The 20,650-nt window shown below is 38.7% G+C and carries 19 protein-coding genes; 15 read left to right on the top strand and 4 right to left on the bottom strand.

Annotated elements, in window-relative coordinates; genetic code table 11:
• Positions 1–180 precede the first annotated feature (180 nt).
• Both NYE73_RS12620 and NYE73_RS12625 read left to right on the top strand, forming a co-directional pair.
• Positions 181–1,062 carry an aminoglycoside 6-adenylyltransferase gene (locus NYE73_RS12620; protein ID WP_048392852.1) on the top strand — a complete coding sequence of 294 codons (882 nt, stop codon included), beginning with the start codon at positions 181–183 and terminating at the stop codon, positions 1,060–1,062.
• A 14-nt stretch (positions 1,063–1,076) separates the two neighbouring features.
• Complete coding sequence (locus NYE73_RS12625; protein ID WP_048392850.1) at positions 1,077–1,892, top strand: ATP-binding protein; 816 nt, start codon at positions 1,077–1,079, stop codon at positions 1,890–1,892.
• A 46-nt stretch (positions 1,893–1,938) separates the two neighbouring features.
• On the opposite strand, the gene NYE73_RS12630 is transcribed toward NYE73_RS12625, so the two are convergent.
• A complete protein-coding gene (locus tag NYE73_RS12630) occupies positions 1,939–2,733 on the bottom strand; it encodes an enoyl-CoA hydratase/isomerase family protein (protein WP_048392847.1) in 795 nt (264 codons plus the stop codon).
• Positions 2,734–3,100: 367 nt separating this feature from the next.
• Here NYE73_RS12630 and NYE73_RS12635 point away from each other — a divergent pair, with 367 nt between their 5' ends.
• Positions 3,101–3,976 carry a tyrosine-type recombinase/integrase gene (locus NYE73_RS12635; RefSeq protein WP_259950746.1) on the top strand — a complete coding sequence of 292 codons (876 nt, stop codon included), beginning with the start codon at positions 3,101–3,103 and terminating at the stop codon, positions 3,974–3,976.
• Between the two features lie 43 nt (positions 3,977–4,019).
• Here NYE73_RS12635 and NYE73_RS12640 read toward each other — a convergent pair whose 3' ends face one another.
• The 3 genes from NYE73_RS12640 to NYE73_RS12650 all read right to left on the bottom strand — a co-directional run bounded on the left by NYE73_RS12640 (position 4,020) and on the right by NYE73_RS12650 (position 7,345).
• A complete protein-coding gene (locus tag NYE73_RS12640) occupies positions 4,020–4,874 on the bottom strand; it encodes a transglutaminase family protein (protein WP_048392841.1) in 855 nt (284 codons plus the stop codon).
• 61 nt (positions 4,875–4,935) lie between these two features.
• Positions 4,936–5,901 carry an alpha-E domain-containing protein gene (locus NYE73_RS12645; RefSeq protein WP_259950747.1) on the bottom strand — a complete coding sequence of 322 codons (966 nt, stop codon included), beginning with the start codon at positions 5,899–5,901 and terminating at the stop codon, positions 4,936–4,938.
• The gene (locus tag NYE73_RS12650; RefSeq protein ID WP_048392838.1) at positions 5,855–7,345 is read right to left on the bottom strand and encodes a circularly permuted type 2 ATP-grasp protein; all 1,491 of its coding nucleotides are present in this window, start codon (positions 7,343–7,345) and stop codon (positions 5,855–5,857) included. The genes NYE73_RS12645 and NYE73_RS12650 overlap by 47 nt, the downstream gene beginning before the upstream one ends.
• Before the next feature lie 76 nt (positions 7,346–7,421).
• Here NYE73_RS12650 and NYE73_RS12655 point away from each other — a divergent pair, with 76 nt between their 5' ends.
• The 12 genes from NYE73_RS12655 to NYE73_RS12710 all read left to right on the top strand — a co-directional run bounded on the left by NYE73_RS12655 (position 7,422) and on the right by NYE73_RS12710 (position 20,645).
• Positions 7,422–7,835, top strand: a complete 414-nt coding sequence (locus NYE73_RS12655) for a hypothetical protein (RefSeq protein ID WP_103118120.1) — start codon at positions 7,422–7,424, stop codon at positions 7,833–7,835.
• A gap of 312 nt (positions 7,836–8,147) precedes the next feature.
• Positions 8,148–9,110 carry a tyrosine recombinase XerC gene (locus NYE73_RS12660; RefSeq protein WP_257960989.1) on the top strand — a complete coding sequence of 321 codons (963 nt, stop codon included), beginning with the start codon at positions 8,148–8,150 and terminating at the stop codon, positions 9,108–9,110.
• A 57-nt stretch (positions 9,111–9,167) separates the two neighbouring features.
• The gene (locus tag NYE73_RS12665; RefSeq protein ID WP_016992675.1) at positions 9,168–9,662 is read left to right on the top strand and encodes a DinB family protein; all 495 of its coding nucleotides are present in this window, start codon (positions 9,168–9,170) and stop codon (positions 9,660–9,662) included.
• 161 nt (positions 9,663–9,823) lie between these two features.
• Positions 9,824–9,973 (top strand): hypothetical protein, encoded by a 150-nt coding sequence (locus NYE73_RS12670; RefSeq protein WP_004230023.1) that lies wholly within the window; start codon positions 9,824–9,826, stop codon positions 9,971–9,973.
• Positions 9,974–10,187: 214 nt separating this feature from the next.
• Positions 10,188–10,358, top strand: coding sequence for a hypothetical protein (locus tag NYE73_RS12675; RefSeq protein WP_048392829.1), 171 nt, complete (start codon positions 10,188–10,190; stop codon positions 10,356–10,358).
• Between the two features lie 391 nt (positions 10,359–10,749).
• Positions 10,750–12,468 (top strand): putative bifunctional diguanylate cyclase/phosphodiesterase, encoded by a 1,719-nt coding sequence (locus NYE73_RS12680; RefSeq protein ID WP_259950748.1) that lies wholly within the window; start codon positions 10,750–10,752, stop codon positions 12,466–12,468.
• A gap of 368 nt (positions 12,469–12,836) precedes the next feature.
• The gene (gene proS / locus NYE73_RS12685) at positions 12,837–14,273 is read left to right on the top strand and encodes a proline--tRNA ligase (protein ID WP_048392823.1); all 1,437 of its coding nucleotides are present in this window, start codon (positions 12,837–12,839) and stop codon (positions 14,271–14,273) included.
• A 301-nt stretch (positions 14,274–14,574) separates the two neighbouring features.
• Positions 14,575–15,648 carry a hypothetical protein gene (locus NYE73_RS12690; RefSeq protein ID WP_259950749.1) on the top strand — a complete coding sequence of 358 codons (1,074 nt, stop codon included), beginning with the start codon at positions 14,575–14,577 and terminating at the stop codon, positions 15,646–15,648.
• 14 nt (positions 15,649–15,662) lie between these two features.
• Positions 15,663–16,349, top strand: coding sequence for a Dph6-related ATP pyrophosphatase (locus tag NYE73_RS12695; RefSeq protein WP_259950750.1), 687 nt, complete (start codon positions 15,663–15,665; stop codon positions 16,347–16,349).
• 288 nt (positions 16,350–16,637) lie between these two features.
• A complete protein-coding gene (locus tag NYE73_RS12700) occupies positions 16,638–16,964 on the top strand; it encodes an ArsR/SmtB family transcription factor (RefSeq protein ID WP_048392816.1) in 327 nt (108 codons plus the stop codon).
• The gene (locus tag NYE73_RS12705; protein ID WP_048392814.1) at positions 16,961–17,371 is read left to right on the top strand and encodes an SRPBCC family protein; all 411 of its coding nucleotides are present in this window, start codon (positions 16,961–16,963) and stop codon (positions 17,369–17,371) included. Before NYE73_RS12700 ends, NYE73_RS12705 begins: the two co-directional genes overlap by 4 nt.
• A 103-nt stretch (positions 17,372–17,474) precedes the next feature.
• Positions 17,475–20,645 carry an ATP-binding cassette domain-containing protein gene (locus tag NYE73_RS12710; protein WP_259950751.1) on the top strand — a complete coding sequence of 1,057 codons (3,171 nt, stop codon included), beginning with the start codon at positions 17,475–17,477 and terminating at the stop codon, positions 20,643–20,645.
• The last annotated feature ends 5 nt before the right edge of the window (positions 20,646–20,650 follow it).

The raw sequence follows: 20,650 nt of genomic DNA on the forward strand, positions 1-20,650 counted from the left end.
ATACTGAAGCGCAGAAAGGGACAGATATTCTGAAAAAAGAAAATATTTATATAATGGAGAGGATGTGTGCATAGACTAGCGAAAAAAGATTTTCTACCATTGGGAGAAGCTACTATAAATTCCTTCAAAGAGGAAAGTGTATTATACTATGTATAAAGCTTTTCAGGTGGGGTGAGTCTTATGAGAACAGAGCAAGAAATGTATGATTTAATCCTAGCCACTGCACAACAGGACAGTAGAATTCGTGCTGTTTACCTAAATGGCTCAAGAGCAAATCCGAAAGTACCAAGGGATATGTTTCAGGATTTTGATGTTGTGTATGTCGTAACAGATATAGCCTCTTTCTTACAAGATGATAAATGGATTCAAGTATTTGGTGAGCAGCTGATGGTGCAGGAGCCTGATCGATTGGATAAGGGGCTTGGCTTGGACAAAGACTTTTCTTATAGCTATACATATTTAATGTTATTAAAGGATGGGCATCGCATTGACCTTCGCTTATTATCGACACAAGCTATGCTGGATGAATATGGACAAGACAAGCTGACAGTCCCTTTACTCGATAAGGATCAGCTTTTGCCATCTATCTCTCCATCTTCAGATTGTGGCTATCATATTAGTCCACCGACTGTGGGGCAATTTGCCAGCTGTACCAATGATTTTTGGTGGTGCTTACAAAATATAGCCAAGGGCATTTGGCGAGATGAGCTCCCATATGCCAAGCAAATGTTTGAGGAAACGACAAGGCAGTCCTTACATCAAATGCTTAATTGGTGGATTGGTCAGCATCATCATTTTCAGATATCTACAGGCAAAATGGGAAAGTATTTAAAAAACTATGTGCCAGCTAATTATTGGGCATTGTACGTAAAAACCTATGCCGACGCTGATTATGCTAACATGTGGAATGCCCTGTTTGCGGCATGTACACTCTTTCGAAGCATCGCAAAGGAGGTTGCCCATCACTTCCAGTTCTCGTACCCTCACGAGGATGATGCTCGTATGTCAGCCTATTTGAAGCATGTATGTACATTACCACCAGATGCGAAAACGATTTTGTAAGGGGGAAGAGGGCATTGAAGGTTTATTCATTAAGTGGACCAAGCGGCACAGGCAAAAGTACAAGTGCGCTGGCCTTTGCCCATAAATTAGGGGTGGAGGCCATTGTTGATGATGGATTACTCATTGTGAATGGCGTCAGAGTGGCAGGTCTTTCTGCTAAATTCGAAAAGAATACAATTACTGCTGTACGACGTGCCATTTTTACAGATCCAGTTCATCGTGAGGCTGTCCAAAAGGCGCTAGCTCATCATCAGGTACATTCTATTTTACTGATAGGTACATCGACTAAAATGACGAATAGTATTGCCAAGCAGCTAGAGCTGGGTCCGATTGAACACTATTATAATGTAGAAGATGTCCGTTCATTGAAAGAAATTCAAAAAGCACGCTTTATCCGTCAAACACAGGGCAAGCATGTTATGCCGATTCCATATAGACAAGTGGAGCAAAATTTCTTTAAACGATTGGTGCAAAAGGGCATGGAGATTTTTTCTTCGAAACGAGAAAAAATCGGGGAAACGACGATTGTACGTCCTGATTTTCAGCGGGAATATATAGAAATCAGCAAGCATGTTTATGTACAGCTACTGACATACTGCTGTAGCCAACAGGCATTTGTACAAAAGGTCGAGCAAGCACAATTTGTGCTAGGGGATCAGGTTCAAGCTATCCTCACTATTCAAGTAAAGCTGCCGATCGATTATCCATTAGCAGCGCGTTTAGTGGAATTACAACAAGCTGTGCAGCAAGATTTTTATCTACATTTTGGCTATGAATTAGATGCTATTCATGTACATGTAAAAACGGCTTTGCAAAAGAAAAAAGCGTAAAAAACAGGTACTCCGCTCGCACGTTGGCGTTAAGAGTACCTGTTTTTTATTTAGGCTGGCGAGTGAACTGTGGCTGGCGTTTTTCCACAAAGGCACGACAACCCTCCGCGAAATCACTGCCTACAAATGGTGAAGAGCCTTGCCATAAGGTCGGCGCACTATCGAGACATTCTTGAACAGATTGCTTCACGGCAAGTAAGGATTCAGGCGACATTCCTGCAACCAGCTTACCCATTCGAATCATGTATTTATTTAAATCTTTTTCAGCTACTAGGTAGTTAAGCATTCCAAGCTTGAAGGCTTCCTCTGCTTTAAACATTCGTCCTGTAAAGACTAAATCCTTGGTTGTGGCAGGGCCAACAAGCTGAACTAAACGCTGTGCAAATTTGTTATTTAAGGTGATTCCTAATTTACCGACAGGAATGCCGAGCTTGGCCTTTTCAGAGCCAATGCGGATATCGCAGGCTAAGGCTAATTCCAAGCCAGCGCCCATCGCAGGCCCATTGATGACGCCAATCGTTGGAATCGGGAGGCGCTCAATGGTAGAAATGGTTTTTTCCATATGTACAAAGGCTTCTTCAGCTTGTTCAAGAGAAATGGCATTGAACTCTTTAATATCGGAGCCCGCTGTAAAGTTTTGGCCAGAGCCTCGTAAAATTAGTACTTTATTTTTCGGATTATCTAATACTTGTAGGGCAATTTTGGCTAATTGATCCCACATGTTTGCGGTTAATGCATTTTTTGCTTGTGGTCGATGAATCGTAATAATCGCTAGTCCAGCTGTTTCTTGATAAATAATTTTCGCATCTTCTGCTTCCAGTCGAGTCGTTTTTACTTGCATATCGGAAAGCCTCCTACATGTTAGTGTCTATCTTTATTATATAACACAATTAACCATAAACACGAAATGATACGAATTTTCACATAAAATTGTATTGTTATACAAGAATGTAGGGCATAGTAAGCATTTATTGTACTACAACAGGGGAGCGGAATTTACTATTGTAAGAAAGCAAAAATTATGAGAAACTACTTTAGGAACATATGTTTCTTCATTACGTAAAGGGCATTTGAATGGTAGAAGCGGGTTCCTGTTATAGAAATACAGATTATCCGACATTACAATATGATAAAATGAAGTTGAACCTACGCACCCAAAATATAGTAAAATATAAATAACACACGCAAAGTAGACAAGGAGGGGCTGTATGGTTACACTCAAGGACGCATGGAATAGCTATGTATTACTGCTGCAATCATTGAAAAAAAGTCCTGCCACAAAAAAACAATACAATATGGATGGACAGCAATTTTTAACTTTCGCCCATAAGCAAAACTACTTGTATGTAGATCATCAATTGAAAAGTTTATTACAGCTCTACTGCGAGTATTTAAAGGAAACCTACAGTAATATCAATACTTTTAACCATAAAATAGCGACATTACGAGGCTTTGTAGACTTTATTTTTTTACGAGAATGGGTGGAGCCTTTTGATTATCAGCATCTTTTACAGCCGAAAAAAAGACAAAAAGAGGCACTGCAAGCACTGACAAATAAGCAGATCATGCAAATTGCAAACGTATGGCCCACCTATTTTCAATATGCTAAGACAAAGGAGCATGCATGGCTGGCAAGACGCAATGGCTGTATCGTTCAAGTGTTGATGGAAACAGGTTGTAAGCCTGCCGAGCTCGTTCGCATGAAATGGACACACTTTAATGAAGAAAAAGCGACTCTTTTTATAGCCAACCGAAATGGACGTCGAGAAATAAAGTGTTCACCGATCCTCATGGACATGCTCGCACAGTATAAAAAAGAGACGACCAATTTACATGAGCAAGAGGTAGGGGAATGGGTTTGGGTAAGCGAGGCAAGTTTAGCGAAGCCGATTACTACGAAAACAGTTGAACGCATTTTTCAAACGATGTCACAAGATATAGGGAAGAATGTAAGAGCCACTGACTTGCGTTATACTGTGATGCAACGGGCGTTTCAACAGGCAAAAACGCTGGAGCACATTCAACAAGAAATGGGCTATGTACGGAAATGGGTGCTAACAGAAAGACAGCAACGCCTAGAATAAAAGCGTGCAGTAATCGCGATTTATCACCATTACTGCACGCCTTTTATAAATGATTCAATGCTTTGACATTTACTTTGACTGTTAAATCATGCTTGCCTCCTGTATATACCCCTTCCACAGGGCTAATGTCACTATAATCGCGTCCAATACATAAAATAATATGGTTTTCTAATACTTCCACATTATTTGTGGGATCAAGACCGATCCAGCCAATACCTGGAATCATGACTTCTACCCAGGCATGTGTAGCGATATCTCCGATGAGGGCTGAGTTTTCATCGACATATAGATAGCCACTGACATAGCGAGCTGGTATTCCTTTCGCCCGTAAAACAGCAAGCATGACATGGGTGAAATCCTGACAAACACCCCGTTTTAATGCAAATGCCTCACTTGCTATTGTAGTTACATTGGTCGCTGTCGGGTCATACTCAAAGCTAGAATATAAATACTGCATTAAATTAAGCGAAAAGAGCACAGGATTTTCAGCATGACCGATCGCATGATAAACTTCCTCTAGCTGCTGCTCTGTCATAAATGTAAAATGTGTTGCTTTTAAATACGGTAAATAATGCTCATAGAATAGCTGTGAGTGAAAGATGGTCTGCATTTCTGGCGAATATTGAATACGATGAATAAATGGTGCACGCTGAATACTTACAATTGAAGATGTATGAATTTCTAGTATTTGATGTTGCTCTGGTATATAAAAGGAACCAACAGTATTGCCCCAAATATCCGTATGCTCACGGGTTAGGGAGGATGGCGTTATGGCAATTCGATAAGATAATAATCGCTGTCGCTCATCGCTACGCGGCTTTAAACGAATAGTATTCAAGCTTTGATCGACTTCAGACTCATATTGAAAAATATTTGTATGCTGAATTTCAAATTTCATCGTGTCCGCTTCCTTCTGCTTACTGACTTGCCTGTTGAAAGGGAGCTGTGGTGAATTCCTTTCAAGGTTGTACGCTGGGTTCATATAAATGATAGATTGTCGAAAAGGCATCACTAAAAGCCATACATTGAGACAATCTTTCCTCCATCATTTTTAGGGTTTCCTCAATAGTCATTTGCCAAAAATCGATATGATCGATTGCAAGAACCAGGCTACTAATATCCGACTGAAGCGTTAAAAATCGTGGGGATAAAGAATCATGTTCAATAGCCGTTATGGCTTCTTCTATTTTCTTTACACAGAACATCACAGAACATGGGAAATGCGCATCTTGGACTAAATAACGAATGACCGTTAGTAAATTGGTCTGGCGATGCTTCCGCATGAAAGATTCTCTTGCTGCGGAAAGATCCAATAAAAAGATACCATCATCCTCTAACAGTGACGTACCTGTTCGCTTCTGTTGTTCTACGATTATCACGATCATCCGAATGGTTTTTTCTGCTCGTTCAAGCCATTTGCCGACCTGCATAAAATAGAAGGGAAGATCGCGATCCATCGAGCCCTCAATTAACCCTGTCTCCATCCATAAAGTCTTTCGTACATCCTGTAAAAAATCTTGAAGGGCAATGAGTGGAATCGGTCGTTCTCTTTTTAGTATGGACTGTTGCTTTGTTAAATAAAAGGAATTTTGAATTTCCCAAAGTTCCGTTGGCATACTATCACGTGTAACTCGTGCATTTTCCCGATTAGCACGCAATGTGGCATGAAGGGCATTGCCATTTTTCTCAGAAAACAGAAGATAATCAATCAAAGGGTTAACACGAATCGTTGTGTAATTTGCTAAATACTCCTCCTTAGAGGCACAAATATTTAAAACAGCCTCCCAATGATCAATATAATCATGTTCTTGCCCAGATTGCTCCAACATATTCAACAGCTGTACCTGTAATATATGTGCATTTGTTTGTGTACGTTCACTATAACGTGCCATCCAGTACAACGCGTCGGCTACTCGACTTAGCATGCTGCAATTCCTCCTTTAAAATCCACGTATCCTTTGCACCGCCCCCTTGAGAGGAATTTACCACAAGAGACCCTTCTTGTAGTGCCACTCTGGATAAACCACCAGGCAACACATAGCAATCCTCACCCTTCATGACATAGACACGTAAATCAACATGGCAAGGATAAAATCGCCCATTCTGGAAGGCAGGTGCTCTGGACAATTTAATCGTTGGTTGTGCAATGTATTGATAGGGCTGTTCAACAATTTTTTGCTTAAATAAAGCAATCTCTTCCTTACTCGCATGTGGACCAATTAACATGTCATAGCCACCAGAGGCTCCTACGTTTTTAATAACGAGCTCGTGTATATGCTCTAACACCCATTCACGCTGACTGTCATCTCCTAGATGATAGGTTTTCACATTCGGTAGAATAGGTTCTTCCTGTAAATAATAGCGAATCATCTCAGGCACATAGGCATACATTGCTTTATCATCTGCCACTCCATTCCCAACGGCATTCAAGATGGATACATGACCTGCTTGATAAGCAGCCATTAAATGTGGAACACCTAATAAAGAATCCTCACGAAAGACAGTAGGATCTAGAAAGTCATCATCAATCCGCCGATAAATAATATCGATTTGCTGTAGGCCATAAATGGTTTTCATATAGACCTTCAAATCCTGTACAACTAAATCACGGCCCTCGACGAGCTGGATGTTTAAATGCTGGGCTAAAAAAACATGATCGTAATACGCAGAATTGTACATGCCTGCTGTCAGAAGTACAGCTTTAGGCTCTCTTTCTGCTTGCATGGAAGGTGGACGATGGGCAAGAAGTGCTTTTTTCATATAAGCCATTTGTTTATCAAGAGGTCGAATCGTATGCTTGGAGAAAAATTCAGGGTATACTTCCTTCATCACATCCCGATTTTCAAAGACATAGGAAATGCCGGAAGGGTTGCGTAAATTATCTTCGAGTACATGATAATCACCTTTTTCATCCCGAATTAAATCAATCCCTGCTAAAAATATATGATTCGCAATTGGTACTTGAAGTCCTCTCATGGTTGGTTTGAAATATGGATTATTTTCAACAAGCTGTCTCGGAATAAGACCGTCCTGAAAGATCTTTTGCTGTCCATAAACATCCTGTAAAAATTTGTTGAGTGCCTCCACGCGCTGCTTGACACCTGCTTCAATCATGGCCCATTTGGTTTGAGGAATAATAATTGGGACACAATCAAAAGGCATGGTACGTTCTGTTCCATCTTGTGCACCATATACCGTAAAAGTAATCCCTTGTCTGAGAAAGCTCGCCTGCGCTTGTCGGTATTTTTCTTCAAGTTGCTCCCGCGAAAAAAAGGTTAGCTTATGATGAAAAGATCGATAATGAGGCTTTGGCTTATTGCCATCAAACATTTCATCGAAAAACAGACTAGAATCATATAAATTCATCATATGGAACGCCTCCGAATTCAAGTAGTAGTGAAAACATGTTACACTGTGAATAAATACATAAAAGGAGCTAACAACCATGACCATCATTAATTTAATGCAAGCATATGAATTAGATAAACTATCCAAATTAAATTTATCAGACGAGGAAATTTTACGAGCTTTGCGTTCGGGGGATGTATCAGCTTGGCAAGAACAAGTGCCAAACTATGAATTTAGCGAGACAATGGCTCTATATCAGGAAGGGGAACAACAGTTCTTAAATGCATACCATGGCCATTATCGAATCAAGTATGTAACATTACCAGGCATCCAACGTTTATTGCAGCTACGCTTTCAATTAGAAGAAGGGAAGGATTACCAACTATTAGAAACGGGTATCCAGCATTTAACGTGTGATGAGGAAACAGTCACAAGACTTCAGCAAATGTTATCGACAAACTGGTCACTAACAAAACAAGAGGATGGGAATTATTCAGTTTTTGTAAAATAATTCCATGCGTGTTGTGAGACGAATCGACTTGGACAGTTACCCATCTATTGTTTTTTCGAAGCGTCTCACACAGCAAATAAAGTCTACTAGATTTTAATATTCATTTACCGAGAACTTTATGCCTAAAATCCTATAACTGTCACAAAATAGTTATAACAAAAATCCTCTTTTTAAAAAGGGTTTTTTTTATTACCTTCGAACAGAACATTTGTTCTAACGTGCGAAAAAGGGCATTTTTTTTCAATAAAGTTCCCAAATTTATATTTGGGAACGTTTTTTCATGGTAAAATAGAGCAAATAGAGGTGATGAGCATGCAAAAAACAAAACAACCAAAATTCATGAAGGATTTTCTTGTCTATTTAACAACCATCAAAGGAAAGTCTCAGCGCACAAGAAAAGAATATGAATATGACCTGACCTTATTTTTCCGCTTCCACAAAGCTGTCCAGGAGGATTTGGATATAGAGAATTTATCCGCCATTGATATTGGCACTATTACAATAGAAGAAATACGCGAAATGACATTAGAGGATCTTTATTTATTCATGGAATATTGCGAAGTACAGCGAGGCAATTCAGCTGCTGCACGAGCACGAAAAGTGGCCACATTAAAATCCTTTTTTAAATACTTAAAAGGCAAACGTCGACTTATCGAGGAAAATCCTGCAGATGAATTAGAGACACCAAAGATAGGCAGAAAACGACCCATTTATATGAACCTACAAGAAGCTACACAATTTATAGATGGGATTAAAAGCAATCAGGCATCCCCGAGAAATTATTGCATGATGATGTTTTTCTTAAATTTAGGAATACGTGTCACCGAGCTATGTCAGCTTAATAAGACATCCATTCAAGGACGTTATTTAACCGTAATTGGGAAGGGCAACAAAGAGCGCACCGTCTATTTAAATGATAGCTGTATGCAGGCACTTGCTGACTATGAAAACAGTGGGAAGACACCCTATAAAGGCGAAGGTGAGGAGCCCCTATTTGTGTCTCAGAAGGGAACACGCTTTACACGTCAAACCGTTGCCAAAATCGTTAAACGCATTAATCAGCAGTCAGGTCTTCAAAAAGAACGACTTACACCACACAAACTACGCCATACATCCGCAACGATGATGTATAAAGCAGGGGCAGATATCCGTAGTTTGCAGCACATTTTAGGGCATTCTAGCGTCGCAACCACGCAAATTTATACACATATTGAAGATGAGCAGCTACAGCAAGTTTTAGAGAATAATCCATTTAATATTGTTCGTGAAAGATGATTTTCCCCTCTCCATATCGAATATATAGTAGAAGACCTAATGAAAGGGGAGCCAAGGATGTCAAACGTCAAAGAACATCTCGATACCACAAGAACACAATTGCTTCAGGAAATTCACTTATTGGACGATACAACCTTTAATAAGAAACCAGATGCACAAAGCTGGAGTGTGGCACAAATCTGTCATCATCTCGTATTAGTAGAGGAAGCAACAAAGAAAGCCATTACATGGGGATTAAAGGCAGAGGAACAGTCAACACCCGCTCGAAAAAATGTTCATCTCATCTTAGATCGATCAAGAAAGTTCCAAGCACCGCCTATTGTAGAGCCAGCAGAAGAGCCTTTCACTGTTCAAGCGATGCTGGATTTACTAGCTACAACAAGAAAGAACCTCCTCGCCTTTTTGCAAACAATCGAGGAACCTGAAGCATTAGCTAAGCGCGCTGTGAAGCACCCAGCCTTAGGAGAATTACCACTCGACCAATGGATTGAAATGGTCTATATGCACGAGCAGCGTCATATCAAGCAATTACAAGAAATCGTTAGAGAATAACATGTATGAAAGGAATTTGGCACAGGAGAGGAGCTAAATTCCTTTTATTGTTATTCAATTTTTCTGTTATAATCTCTTGACGTGCTACATAATCTGTTATATATTAAATAAAAATAATAACAACTGTTATAAAACAGATTTAGTTAGAGGAGGAAATTTAAATGTCAAAGTATCGTGATGGTTATGAATTTTATTGTGAAATGTGTGAGCGCTATGGATTGGAGCCAATTTCTTTCCGTTACTATGTATTACAATTATCACAGCAACAACTTTCGGCTTACAATATGCAAGCAAAACAATTAGGAATTTAAAAGGAGTGATTATGACGGAAGCCGCCGTGAATATTTTATGAAAAGCCCAGCCATACTAAATAAAATGGTCTGGGCTTTCGTGATTTCAGCAAGAAATTTCAGATAATTCATTGACAAGTACAGTAGTCTGTTATATATTTTTAAACAAATAATATTTCTGTTATATAACAAAAAACTAGACGTAAAATAGGGAATGTGAAAGGAAGTTATGAGGATGACAGATTATCGAGAAGGTTATGAATTTTATCGTCAAGTATGTGAGGAGCATGGGCTAGAGCCTATTAATTTTCACTATTACATTTCAAGTTTATCCCAAGAGCAATTAGATGCCTACAACATGCAGGCGAAATCAATAGGGGGTTCAATAGAATATGAGGTCTCTTAACATTTAAAATGCCTTACTTCCTATGTGGGACAGTAAGGCATTTTACTTTAACAAAAATTTTACAAGACATTCAAACATATTATATAAAACTTTTATATTTTGTATTAAAAAGATAAATAGCCTAAATAAACTATTTAATATAGTTCAAAAGTATTGAATAACAATATATTTAGACAATTACAAGGAGGTTATATCCACTAATTTTTGTCTATTTTATTAAAAACTATCAAATGCAGCTTTGAATGTTTTTGAGATTTGGGTTGAATTAACTGCTTTTCTAAGACTATAATATAATTACATAAAAAAGGGCGATATACCACAACTTTATACCTCGCTGTAAGATAAAGCAAAAGTACCAAACCCTTCATATTTTAATGAATGGAGAATGAAAATGATGAATATCACGCCTAGTAGTGTTAATCAAATGAACTACAGTCTAAAAGAATTACAAGATATCTTTTCCGCCATGAATAGTTCCATCATTGTAGCGATTACAGATCGTACCGGAAAAATTACTTTTGTTAATGATCATTTTTGTAAAATTTCGAAGTATACGCGTGAAGAATTAGTTGGTCAAGATCACCGTTTACTAAATTCAGGCTTTCATCCCAAATCTTTCTTTAGAGAGATGTGGAAAACAATCGGTAATGGCGATATGTGGAATGGCGAGGTGTGCAATCGTGCAAAGGATGGCAGTTTATATTGGGTGAAAACAACGATTTTTCCGTTCCTAGATGAACGAGGAAAGCCTTATCAATATATTGCCATTCGCGTAGACATTACAGCGCAAAAGGACATTAAAAAAATTACTCATATTGCCTATCACGATGAACTAACAGGGCTACCAAATCGTCGCAAATTAGAACAGCGTTTAGAAAATGAATTTCATCAATCTCGACGTACAGGAGAGAAGTTTGCGTTATTTTTCATTGATGTGAATCGTTTCAAACACATTAACGACGGACTTGGTCATATTATTGGCGATATGTTTTTAGTGGAAATGTCCAATCGTCTGCGCAATATTGATCATACTTCGAATTCTTTTTATCGCCACAATAGCGATGAATTTGTCATGATTCTAAATGATGTCAATCGCATTGATGAAATGGCTAAGGAAATTATTGGCGTCTTCAATGAAAGCTTTATTGTCGATACCTATGAATTTTATGCGAGTATTAGTATCGGCATCAGTGTATTCCCAGATCATGCAAACTCTGTGGAAGAATTATTGAAAAATGCGGATATTGCTATGTATGCTGCAAAATCTACACGAGGTAATCAATATCGACTATATCGTGATAATATGGACGAGGCCAATGATAAATGGCTTTTGCTGGAAACGAAATTACATCAAGCATTAAAGCAAGATCGTCTACAATTACATTATCAGCCTAAGATCGACTTAAAAACGGATTCTGTTATTGGTATGGAGGCATTGCTACGCTGGTATGATCCTGAATTAGGTCATATTCCGCCAGATCGTTTTATTCCATTTGCAGAGGATTGTGGATTGATTAATGATATTGGTGTATGGGTTTTACGTAAAGCCTGTGCTCAAGCTCGTCAGTGGAATGAATCACATGATTTATCATTGCGGGTAGCTGTAAATATTTCACCAATTCATATTAGTACAGGTGGCTTTGTAGATATGGTGCGTAGTGTCATTGCAGAAACAGGCATTGACCCTAATTTATTAGAAATTGAAATTACCGAGATGAGTATGCTTGATTATACGGAAGATTTAATTGATACTATCAAGCAATTACGAGAACTAGGTATAACTATTTCATTAGATGATTTTGGGACAGGCTATTCATCGTTAAATTATTTAAAAAAATTCCCAGTGGATGTACTTAAAATTGATCGTGCCTTTGTCCGTGATATCGTACCTGAGAAGTCTGGAATCGCTATGATTTCAGCCATGATTTCATTAGCACATGCCTTAAATCTCCAAGTAGTAGCTGAAGGTGTAGAGGAGGAAGCTGAATTAAATGTTCTGCGTGAGCATGGATGTGAGTATGTGCAGGGCTATTATTTTAGTAAGCCTTTATCTGTAGAAGATTTTACGAATCTCATTGTTAATACTGTCACAAATAAATCCAGTTATTAATTGCTATTCCTGAATGATTTTGCTAAAGTGGGATAAAGTAAAACTGTTAACATGATAAACCATTTGATGATGTGGCCAAGTAAGTAAGAATTGTGAAACAGAAAATATAGCACCTGCTGAGAGCTATATCACCGCTTCTTGACTGAACACCTACCACGGAGATGTTATGCAAACATAACCGAGTCGTTTTCGTTACCAAACGTGAGAGGGCTTTATAATCTACGTAAAGCTAAATCAAGGTGGTACCACGTCATTCCAGCACAAAGACGTCCTTATTCAGAGGACAGCTTTGTGCTTTTTTTCTTGCTTCAGCTAAATCTTTATACGGGTTGAACAAGTATTCATTTAACAAAATTGGAGGAGAAAACATGTCAAAACAACTAGAAGATTTTTCGAAATGGTATATCGAGACCATCCAAAAAGCCGATTTAATGGATTATACACCTGTTCGAGGCTGTATCGCCTTTAAGCCAGACGGCTATGAAATTTGGGAGCATATTCAGGAGGAAATGGATCGTCGCTTTAAAGAGACAGGACATCGTAATGCCTATTTCCCAATGCTTATCCCTGAATCCTTCTTTCAAAAGGAAAAGGATCATATCGAAGGTTTCTCACCTGAGCTTCCTTGGGTAACCGAGGCAGCAGGGGAACAATTAGAAGAACGGTTAGCCCTTCGTCCAACATCTGAGACGATGATTGGTCATCTTTACTCTAATTGGATTAAAAGCTACCGTGACCTACCAGTGCTAATCAACCAATGGGCAAATGTCTTCCGTTGGGAAAAGAAAACACTGCCTTTTATCCGGACATCAGAATTTTTATGGCAAGAAGGGCATACAGCGCACGTGGATGAAGCAGATGCTCGGCAGGAAACAATGCAAATGCTAGACATTTATAAAGAAGTAGTAGAACAGGTGCTAGCAATTCCTGTCTATGATGGACAAAAAACACCTTCTGAACGTTTCGCAGGGGCTGTCGATACGTACTCTATTGAGGCAATGATGAAAAATGGCAAGGCTGTGCAAGCAGGAACATCGCATTATTTAGGAACAAAATTTGCTGAAGCCTTTAATATCAAGTATTTAAATAAAGCGAACCAGCACGAATACGTACACACAACATCTTGGGGTACATCTACACGCTTAATTGGTTCAGTTATTATGGTGCATGGTGATGAGCAGGGACTTGTTTTACCTCCACGCATCGCACCAACGCAAGTCGTTTTAATTCCAGTAGGACCATGGAAAAAGAACCCTCAAATCATGGAGCATTTAGATGAGATTTTTGCAGCCTTAAAAGCGAAGGGTATTCGAGTACGTTTGGATGATTCAGACCAATCGCCAGGCTATAAGTTCAATGAATGGGAGCTAAAGGGCGTGCCTGTGCGTGTTGAATTAGGGCCACGTGACCTAGAAAACAAGCAAGCTTTACTGAAAGCGCGTGATGAAGAAGAAAAACGAACTGTTGATTTAGCTACAATCATTACAGCTATTGAAGAAGAATTAACAACCATGCAAACGCGCTTATTAGAAAAAGCTCGTCAATTCCGTGAAGCAAATGCTCACACAACAATTGACACACTTCCACAATTACAGCAGCACATTGACACAGCAAAAGACAATGGCACAATTCCAGGCTGGGTGCTTGCTGGCTGGTGTGGCGAGGATGCATGTGAGGAAAAAGTAAAGGAAGAAACGAAATACACATCTCGCAATATTCCTTTCAATCCACCAACAACGAAAACCACATGTATTGGCTGTGGAAACGAAGCAAAACATACAGTTTGGTTTGCACAAGCTTATTAATTAACAAAGCATGAACAGAACGCCCGAACAATTATGAAGCACACTAGGTTGTTTTATAATTTAGTTCGGGTTTTTGATGTTCTGCTAAAAAGACTTTATTTCCATTTAGATAGTCAAAATTCTCACTCTTGTTTCTCCATGGCTCCTCCAGATAACCTCCAAATAGGCATTGATCCAACGAGCTGTCTTAATCACTCATAATGGTGTTCCACCTTAGCATCTATCGCCAAGTTCTCATCATGATTGTGATAAAATAAAGGGACGTTCGCTTCTGAAAAATCCTAAAGAAATGGGGATATGAATGACAGTATTACAAGAAGTATTTGATCACTACCTAAATATCAAGTTTAATCGGGGTTTACCAGCTGTTCAAATGAAGGACTTCGAATATGTTTTATTAGAAGATACTAGCGCAGAGCTCTTTTTTATTGATCGCGAACAGGGGACATTTTTGGAATGGGCAGAGGCATTTCAACCACAAAATCCTCATTATGTTCAAAAGCCAGACTGGCAGCCTATGCTTACATCTTGCTTCAAGCAGCTAGATGTTTATGATGAGCAAGTTTGCTATTATTTGCTCTACACAATAAATGCAACGACTAGAATAATTCCACGGAACCCGTATAACAAAATGAATGATTTTATGAAAAACTATTGCTTCTTTCAACTTGCTCAATTAGAGCATGTCACGATACTCAGCAAAGAGCAGAAACAACAGTTAAAGGACTTTTTATTCTTTTTCTATCTGTATAGCCATCCAGTGAACGAGGAAACACTTTATGCTTTTTCGTTCAAAGAAGGAACTTTAATTCATGCTAAAACGAATATCAATATGGAGCAATATTTTTCTCATTATCATGATTATATTTGTCAGCATAAGCATGACAGAGCATTATTAACACCCCATGAGATAAATGCTTGCAAGAAGCTGACAATCGAACTTTTGAGAAGCATCGAAGGAAAATCAAAAAGACTCGTTATGCCTTTTGAAGATGGCATAGAGTACCTACATCTAATTAATAATGTAGATGATTTTTTACATATGTTTAATCAAAATAATAAGGCATTCTATCAATTGCTTCATAGCTTTCTATTCGATCATCAATCGAATCCTTATCGTGAGCATTGCTTTAGTATGCTATTACAGAATTATGTCACTTATATTTTGACTTTTCACTTTGATGACCTTATTCAGTTAATAGCGTATTTCCATGACTTACCATCAATATGTAGGAGGATTATCAATAAAATTTTTGTCGATACCATCTTTATGCAAAAGATATTGAAAGAGGCCAATATTAACATTAATAATTATCCAACGATCATAGAGTTTTTTGACGAGGATGCTAGAAATATATATCTTGATGAACAGTAAAAGGAGACACGGAAATGACCAACACAACAGGCTGGAAACAGAATGCACAAAATCGCACATTTATTGCTTCATTTAGTGGTGGCAAGGATAGTGTTTTAGCTTTATATAAAGCATCACAGGTGGGCCAAGCAATGGGGCTCATAGTGATGCTAGAGGAAGAAGGGAAACGTTCAAGGTCCCACGGGATGCCACCTGCGCTTATCCAGGCACAAGCTGACTCTATTGGGCTACCAGTCTATACTGCTGCAGCAAGCTGGGCGGATTATGAAGAAGTATTTGTAGGTTTATTAGTAAATGCAAAGCAGCAGGGAGCTGAAGTATTAGTAACAGGAGACTTAGATATGCCTGCACATGGCTGCTGGCACGATAAAGTCACTAAAAAGGTAGGTTTAAAGCTAGGCATGCCATTGTGGGAGATGAACCATCGTGAGGCTGTCGATGAATTTATTCACTTAGGATTTATTACAATGATTGTCACGGTCAACCTATCCTTGGGCATGACGGAGGACGATTTAGGGCGTGTGCTTACCCCTGAATATGTAAAGGAGCTTGAAGCCCGTAGCATTGACCCATGCGGAGAAGGCGGCGAATTCCATACGACCGTCATTGATGGCCCTCTATTCAAGCAGTCAATTGCGGTGCGTAAAGGTTCCGTTATAAGAGATGGAGACTACGCCTTTTTACCCTTAGAGCTAGCATAAATTCACATCAGAAAACCTTTATTGGGATGCGCAATTCATGTCAATAAGGGTTTTTCTTTTAAGGCGTATTGTTATTCTGTTACATGAATCCATAACAACTGAAGTTAACAAATGAATAATTACCCGAAAGTACATAGGCTCCTCCTCTGTACTTTTTTGTATTTTAGCTAGTTTTCCTTGTAGGTATAGAACTCCTACCACTTTGACCAAAATAGTATTTGACTGGACACTATTTGGTGTCATATAATTAAGACACCAATCAGTGTCCTATTAGAAAGGGTGGTGGTTTTGAATAACAATCATCAAGAGCGTGACGTTTATGTAGCCATTGCTGACCCAACAAGACGAAAGTTGATCCGTTTATTGGCAGAGGTAGATGAGTTACCGCTTCACGAATTAACCGCTCAATTTGATATGGGGCGTACTGCTGTCTCGAAACATTTAGCCATTCTAAAAGATGCAGGCCTTGTTCTTGCACGCAAGGAAGGTAGAGAGACGAGATATCGATTGAATGCAGCTCCATTGAAAGAAATACAAGATTGGGTATCGTTTTATGAAGGTTTTTGGAAAGAAAGAATCGCGAAATTACATCTATTATTGGAGGAAAAAAAATGAAACCAGATGTATCATTAGATTTTAAATTTACAAGTTCCATCGAACAAGTATGGCATGCTTTAACAGACTCAGATACACTAGCAAAATGGATCTGGAACAATGACTTCCAACCAATCGTAGGACATAAATTCCAATTCCGTGCTGAACCAAATGAATGGTGGGACGGTATTGTAGACTGTGAGGTACTTGAAGTGGAAGAGCCTCACAAATTATCTTATACTTGGACAAGTGCTGGCGAAACAACAACAGTTACATGGACATTAACACAGGTAGCAGATGGTACGACTCAGCTTCATCTTGATCAAGGTGGCTTCAGCGAAGAAACAAAGGCACGTCAAGGTGCAATCGAGGGAGCAAAATATGCTTGGACAAATATGAGTGCACAGCTTGAAAAAGTATTAGCGTAGAATAAATTAAATAACAGCAAGAAGAGCGCAATTCCGTAGCAAGAATTGTGTTCTTTCATGTTCAGTCTCATCTTTTAATTTTCTTAAATGGAAGGATAACTAAATGAAAATTAATGAACTAATTGCCAATAATATTAACCGTCTAGATGTCGTTTTATCCGACGATCAATCTTTAGCCATAGCAGGTTTGTCTGGTTCAGGGAAGACGACATTTTGTCAAACGATTGGAGAAGAATCCAAAAAACGTCTTGTTTCTTTATTGCCAAAGGCTGAATATCAATATTTGTTTCCAAACATTATGGAAACGAACTTCAGTGCCATCAAAATGGAGGACATGCCCCTTGTACTTTTTCTAGGAAAATCCTCAATCTCTAGCAATCCACGTTCCACAATTGGTACGCATACAGGTGTTTTTAAAGAAATTCGTAATCGATTGGCAGATGAGTTTCAGCTATCGCCAGAGATGTTTTCCTTTAACAATGCGTTAGGCTGGTGTCCTGCATGTAAGGGGCGAGGCACGACAAAAAATGTAGAATGTAAAAAATGTTTGGGTAAGCGCTATAGTCCAGAAGTGGAGCAGTATAAAATCACTTTATGGAATGAACTCTATAGTATTTCTGATATTCATCATTTAAGTATAGAGGCCATCTATTCCTTATCAAAAGAATTAAATATCAGTGAAGAAAAACAGCATATTCTGCATAATATTATGCAAATGAATATTGGCTACTTAACCTTAAATCGTATTATGGGGACTTTATCAGGTGGAGAATTAACAAGGCTGTACTTAGCAGAATTCATGGCAACAAGCGAAAACACCGTGATTATTGTTGATGAAATTTCTGTGGGTCTGGACCATAACACCTTACTAAAAATTTTAGAGCAAATACAACAGCTAGGCGCTAAAAACCAAATTTGGTTGATTGATCATTCTGATACTGTGTTAGACACGGCAGACGAGCATCTATTCTTTGGACCAGGTAGTGGAAAATACGGAGGAAAAATCGTTGAAGAATCTCCACGACCAAAGCCTATTTATTGGGAACGAAATCCAGCAGCACCAACATCCTATTATCAATTCGGAGATTTATATTGCCGTAATATCCACATGGATGCAATAGACATTCCACAAAATCGACTTGTTACCTTTACAGGAGAGTCTGGTTGTGGGAAATCAACGCTTGTTAATGAGTGTATTGCTAAAGATTTTATCAAACGCTATCCAAAGGACAAACTCGTGATGGTTGGGCAAGATCGTAACCAATCCATTACGAGTCGTTCCACTGTCGCGACATTCCTTGATATTAAAAAGAAACTAACAAAATATAGTGAGGACATTGATGATATTTTCCAGCGCTCGATTGAAGATATAATCGATGAACTACCTAATGAGGATATCGCACATAAACGCTTAAGCTTATTGATTAAGCTTGGACTGGGCTACTTAACGCTTGAGAGAAAAACGCAATCTCTATCGACTGGTGAATTCCAATGTGTGCATCTAGTCTCAGAGTTATTTGCCAACGCTCGTAATCCCCATACATTATTTATTTTTGATGAGCCTTCTAAAGGGCTATCTCAGAACATTTTAAACCAATTCATCGATAGTGTCAGGGACATCCTAGAGGATGAATCTATCTCCATCATCATGATTGAGCATAATGCCTATATGCTGGAAAGCTCTGATTTTGTTGTTGACTTCGGTAAAAGACAGCAGGAGCCTGTAACACATCTAAATGTAGTTAGCCATGAAGATTATTTTAATCAGGATAATCATTCAATGGGTTCAACTCCATTACAAATCACATCTACACTCGCATTAAGGCAGGGCATTCAATACTTAGAAGACAACCATATTAGCTATTTCAAAAATGCGGAAAATATATATAAGGGTGGCATCTTAAAAAGCTTATCTTCCATGGCTCGTCTGATTTACGGTGAATATGAATCGAACAAAATTGCCCCAGTTGTTGCCATTGATTTGGAAAGACATTTATATAGCCAATATAGCTTCCTGTATGAAATAGGTGGCCTAATCAATCATATTGTGGCTGCTCATCCAACAAATAAGGATACGAGAAGCTTCGATTTTTATAGCCAAGAAAATCATTGCCCTAGCTGCTCTGGTCGATTGGAAATTGAAAAATTCGATTTTGATCTTGTGGTACAAGACAAAAACGTGCCATTTTGGGACGGCCTACTACATCCCGATATAATGGAGGTTTTAAAATACTATCAACATTCTAAATTAGAATTTCTCTTTGAGCAGATTAAAATAGAGCTGGGTCAGGACATTAGTAAAAGCTATCATGATATGACTGAGGAAGAAAAGCATACATTTTTATATGGTTATTGGGACAAGTCCTTTTATGATAAGGCAACAAAATCCTCGAAAAAGTGGGAGGGCTTTAATTTTATCATTGGTCGTTATATCGTGATTTCAAAATCCATTATTAAAGAGCAAATGAAGGAAACAAGAGAAATGGTACCATGCCCAATTTGTCATGGGACTGTGCTCAACCACCAAAAGAAATTACGATTTGGGGACACAGATATTCGTGACTTAATTCGCCAGCCGCTTGATGAAGTCATCAACATTGTAGGCAACTTACCACAATTAGAAAAAATCAAAGCCATCGTGGGCGGAGACATGTCACTGCTACAGGATGTTTCCTTATTGCCAAGGGAAACACAGGTATCCCTAAAAATGCTGGAATTAGAGCTAGCAAGCTTTGTCGGCTATGAAATCGTACTACAAAACGCTTTTCCTTTTTGGGCCAAAATCAAAGATAATCTAGAGCGCATCAGCCATAAAAATCAAGTGACCATCTGTGATTTTGCCAATATACAGGAGACAAGAGAAACCATCATCGATCAATATTTTACGAATGGTAAATATAAAAAACTAACATATGTATATGAAGCATTTGGCTACAAGAAAATCGTAACCCAAATCAATAAAGTCAAAGCCAGTCATTCCTGTCCATTCTGTAAAGGGAAAAAGGTGCTCTCTGAAGATGGACTGCATGATGGAGTCCATAAATTAACCGTGCCCTGTGTAAGCTGTGGCGCAAGTGGCATTAATGAGGAGGGACGCCAGCAAATCGTTGATGGCATTGATGTGGAAACATGGCTAACTGGTACTGTAAGCGATGTTGTTACAGAGGGCTCCCATCTTGAAGCCGTTGCCAATATTCCTATTTTTAATCGTATACGCGAATTGAATAAGCAGGAAATGATGGCAGTCTATCAGTTCCTCCAATCAAATCACTAAATCAT

The organism is Lysinibacillus sp. FSL K6-0102 (assembly GCF_038003545.1).
GTDB classification, from domain to species: Bacteria; Bacillota; Bacilli; order Bacillales_A; family Planococcaceae; genus Lysinibacillus; species Lysinibacillus capsici.

Excerpts from the sequence above, each read along its gene's own strand:
- NYE73_RS12635 (WP_259950746.1), top strand. The coding sequence starts at position 3,101 with ATGGTTACACTCAAGGACGCATGGAATAGCTATGTATTACTGCTGCAA.
- NYE73_RS12710 (WP_259950751.1), top strand. The coding sequence starts at position 17,475 with ATGAAAATTAATGAACTAATTGCCAATAATATTAACCGTCTAGATGTC.
- NYE73_RS12665 (WP_016992675.1), top strand. The coding sequence starts at position 9,168 with ATGTCAAACGTCAAAGAACATCTCGATACCACAAGAACACAATTGCTT.
- NYE73_RS12675 (WP_048392829.1), top strand. The coding sequence starts at position 10,188 with ATGACAGATTATCGAGAAGGTTATGAATTTTATCGTCAAGTATGTGAG.
- NYE73_RS12660 (WP_257960989.1), top strand. The coding sequence starts at position 8,148 with ATGCAAAAAACAAAACAACCAAAATTCATGAAGGATTTTCTTGTCTAT.
- NYE73_RS12680 (WP_259950748.1), top strand. The coding sequence starts at position 10,750 with ATGATGAATATCACGCCTAGTAGTGTTAATCAAATGAACTACAGTCTA.
- proS (WP_048392823.1), top strand. The coding sequence starts at position 12,837 with ATGTCAAAACAACTAGAAGATTTTTCGAAATGGTATATCGAGACCATC.
- NYE73_RS12655 (WP_103118120.1), top strand. The coding sequence starts at position 7,422 with ATGACCATCATTAATTTAATGCAAGCATATGAATTAGATAAACTATCC.
- NYE73_RS12640 (WP_048392841.1), bottom strand. The coding sequence starts at position 4,874 with ATGAAATTTGAAATTCAGCATACAAATATTTTTCAATATGAGTCTGAA.
- NYE73_RS12705 (WP_048392814.1), top strand. The coding sequence starts at position 16,961 with ATGAAACCAGATGTATCATTAGATTTTAAATTTACAAGTTCCATCGAA.
- NYE73_RS12670 (WP_004230023.1), top strand. The coding sequence starts at position 9,824 with ATGTCAAAGTATCGTGATGGTTATGAATTTTATTGTGAAATGTGTGAG.
- NYE73_RS12630 (WP_048392847.1), bottom strand. The coding sequence starts at position 2,733 with ATGCAAGTAAAAACGACTCGACTGGAAGCAGAAGATGCGAAAATTATT.
- NYE73_RS12695 (WP_259950750.1), top strand. The coding sequence starts at position 15,663 with ATGACCAACACAACAGGCTGGAAACAGAATGCACAAAATCGCACATTT.
- NYE73_RS12690 (WP_259950749.1), top strand. The coding sequence starts at position 14,575 with ATGACAGTATTACAAGAAGTATTTGATCACTACCTAAATATCAAGTTT.
- NYE73_RS12650 (WP_048392838.1), bottom strand. The coding sequence starts at position 7,345 with ATGATGAATTTATATGATTCTAGTCTGTTTTTCGATGAAATGTTTGAT.
- NYE73_RS12620 (WP_048392852.1), top strand. The coding sequence starts at position 181 with ATGAGAACAGAGCAAGAAATGTATGATTTAATCCTAGCCACTGCACAA.
- NYE73_RS12645 (WP_259950747.1), bottom strand. The coding sequence starts at position 5,901 with ATGCTAAGTCGAGTAGCCGACGCGTTGTACTGGATGGCACGTTATAGT.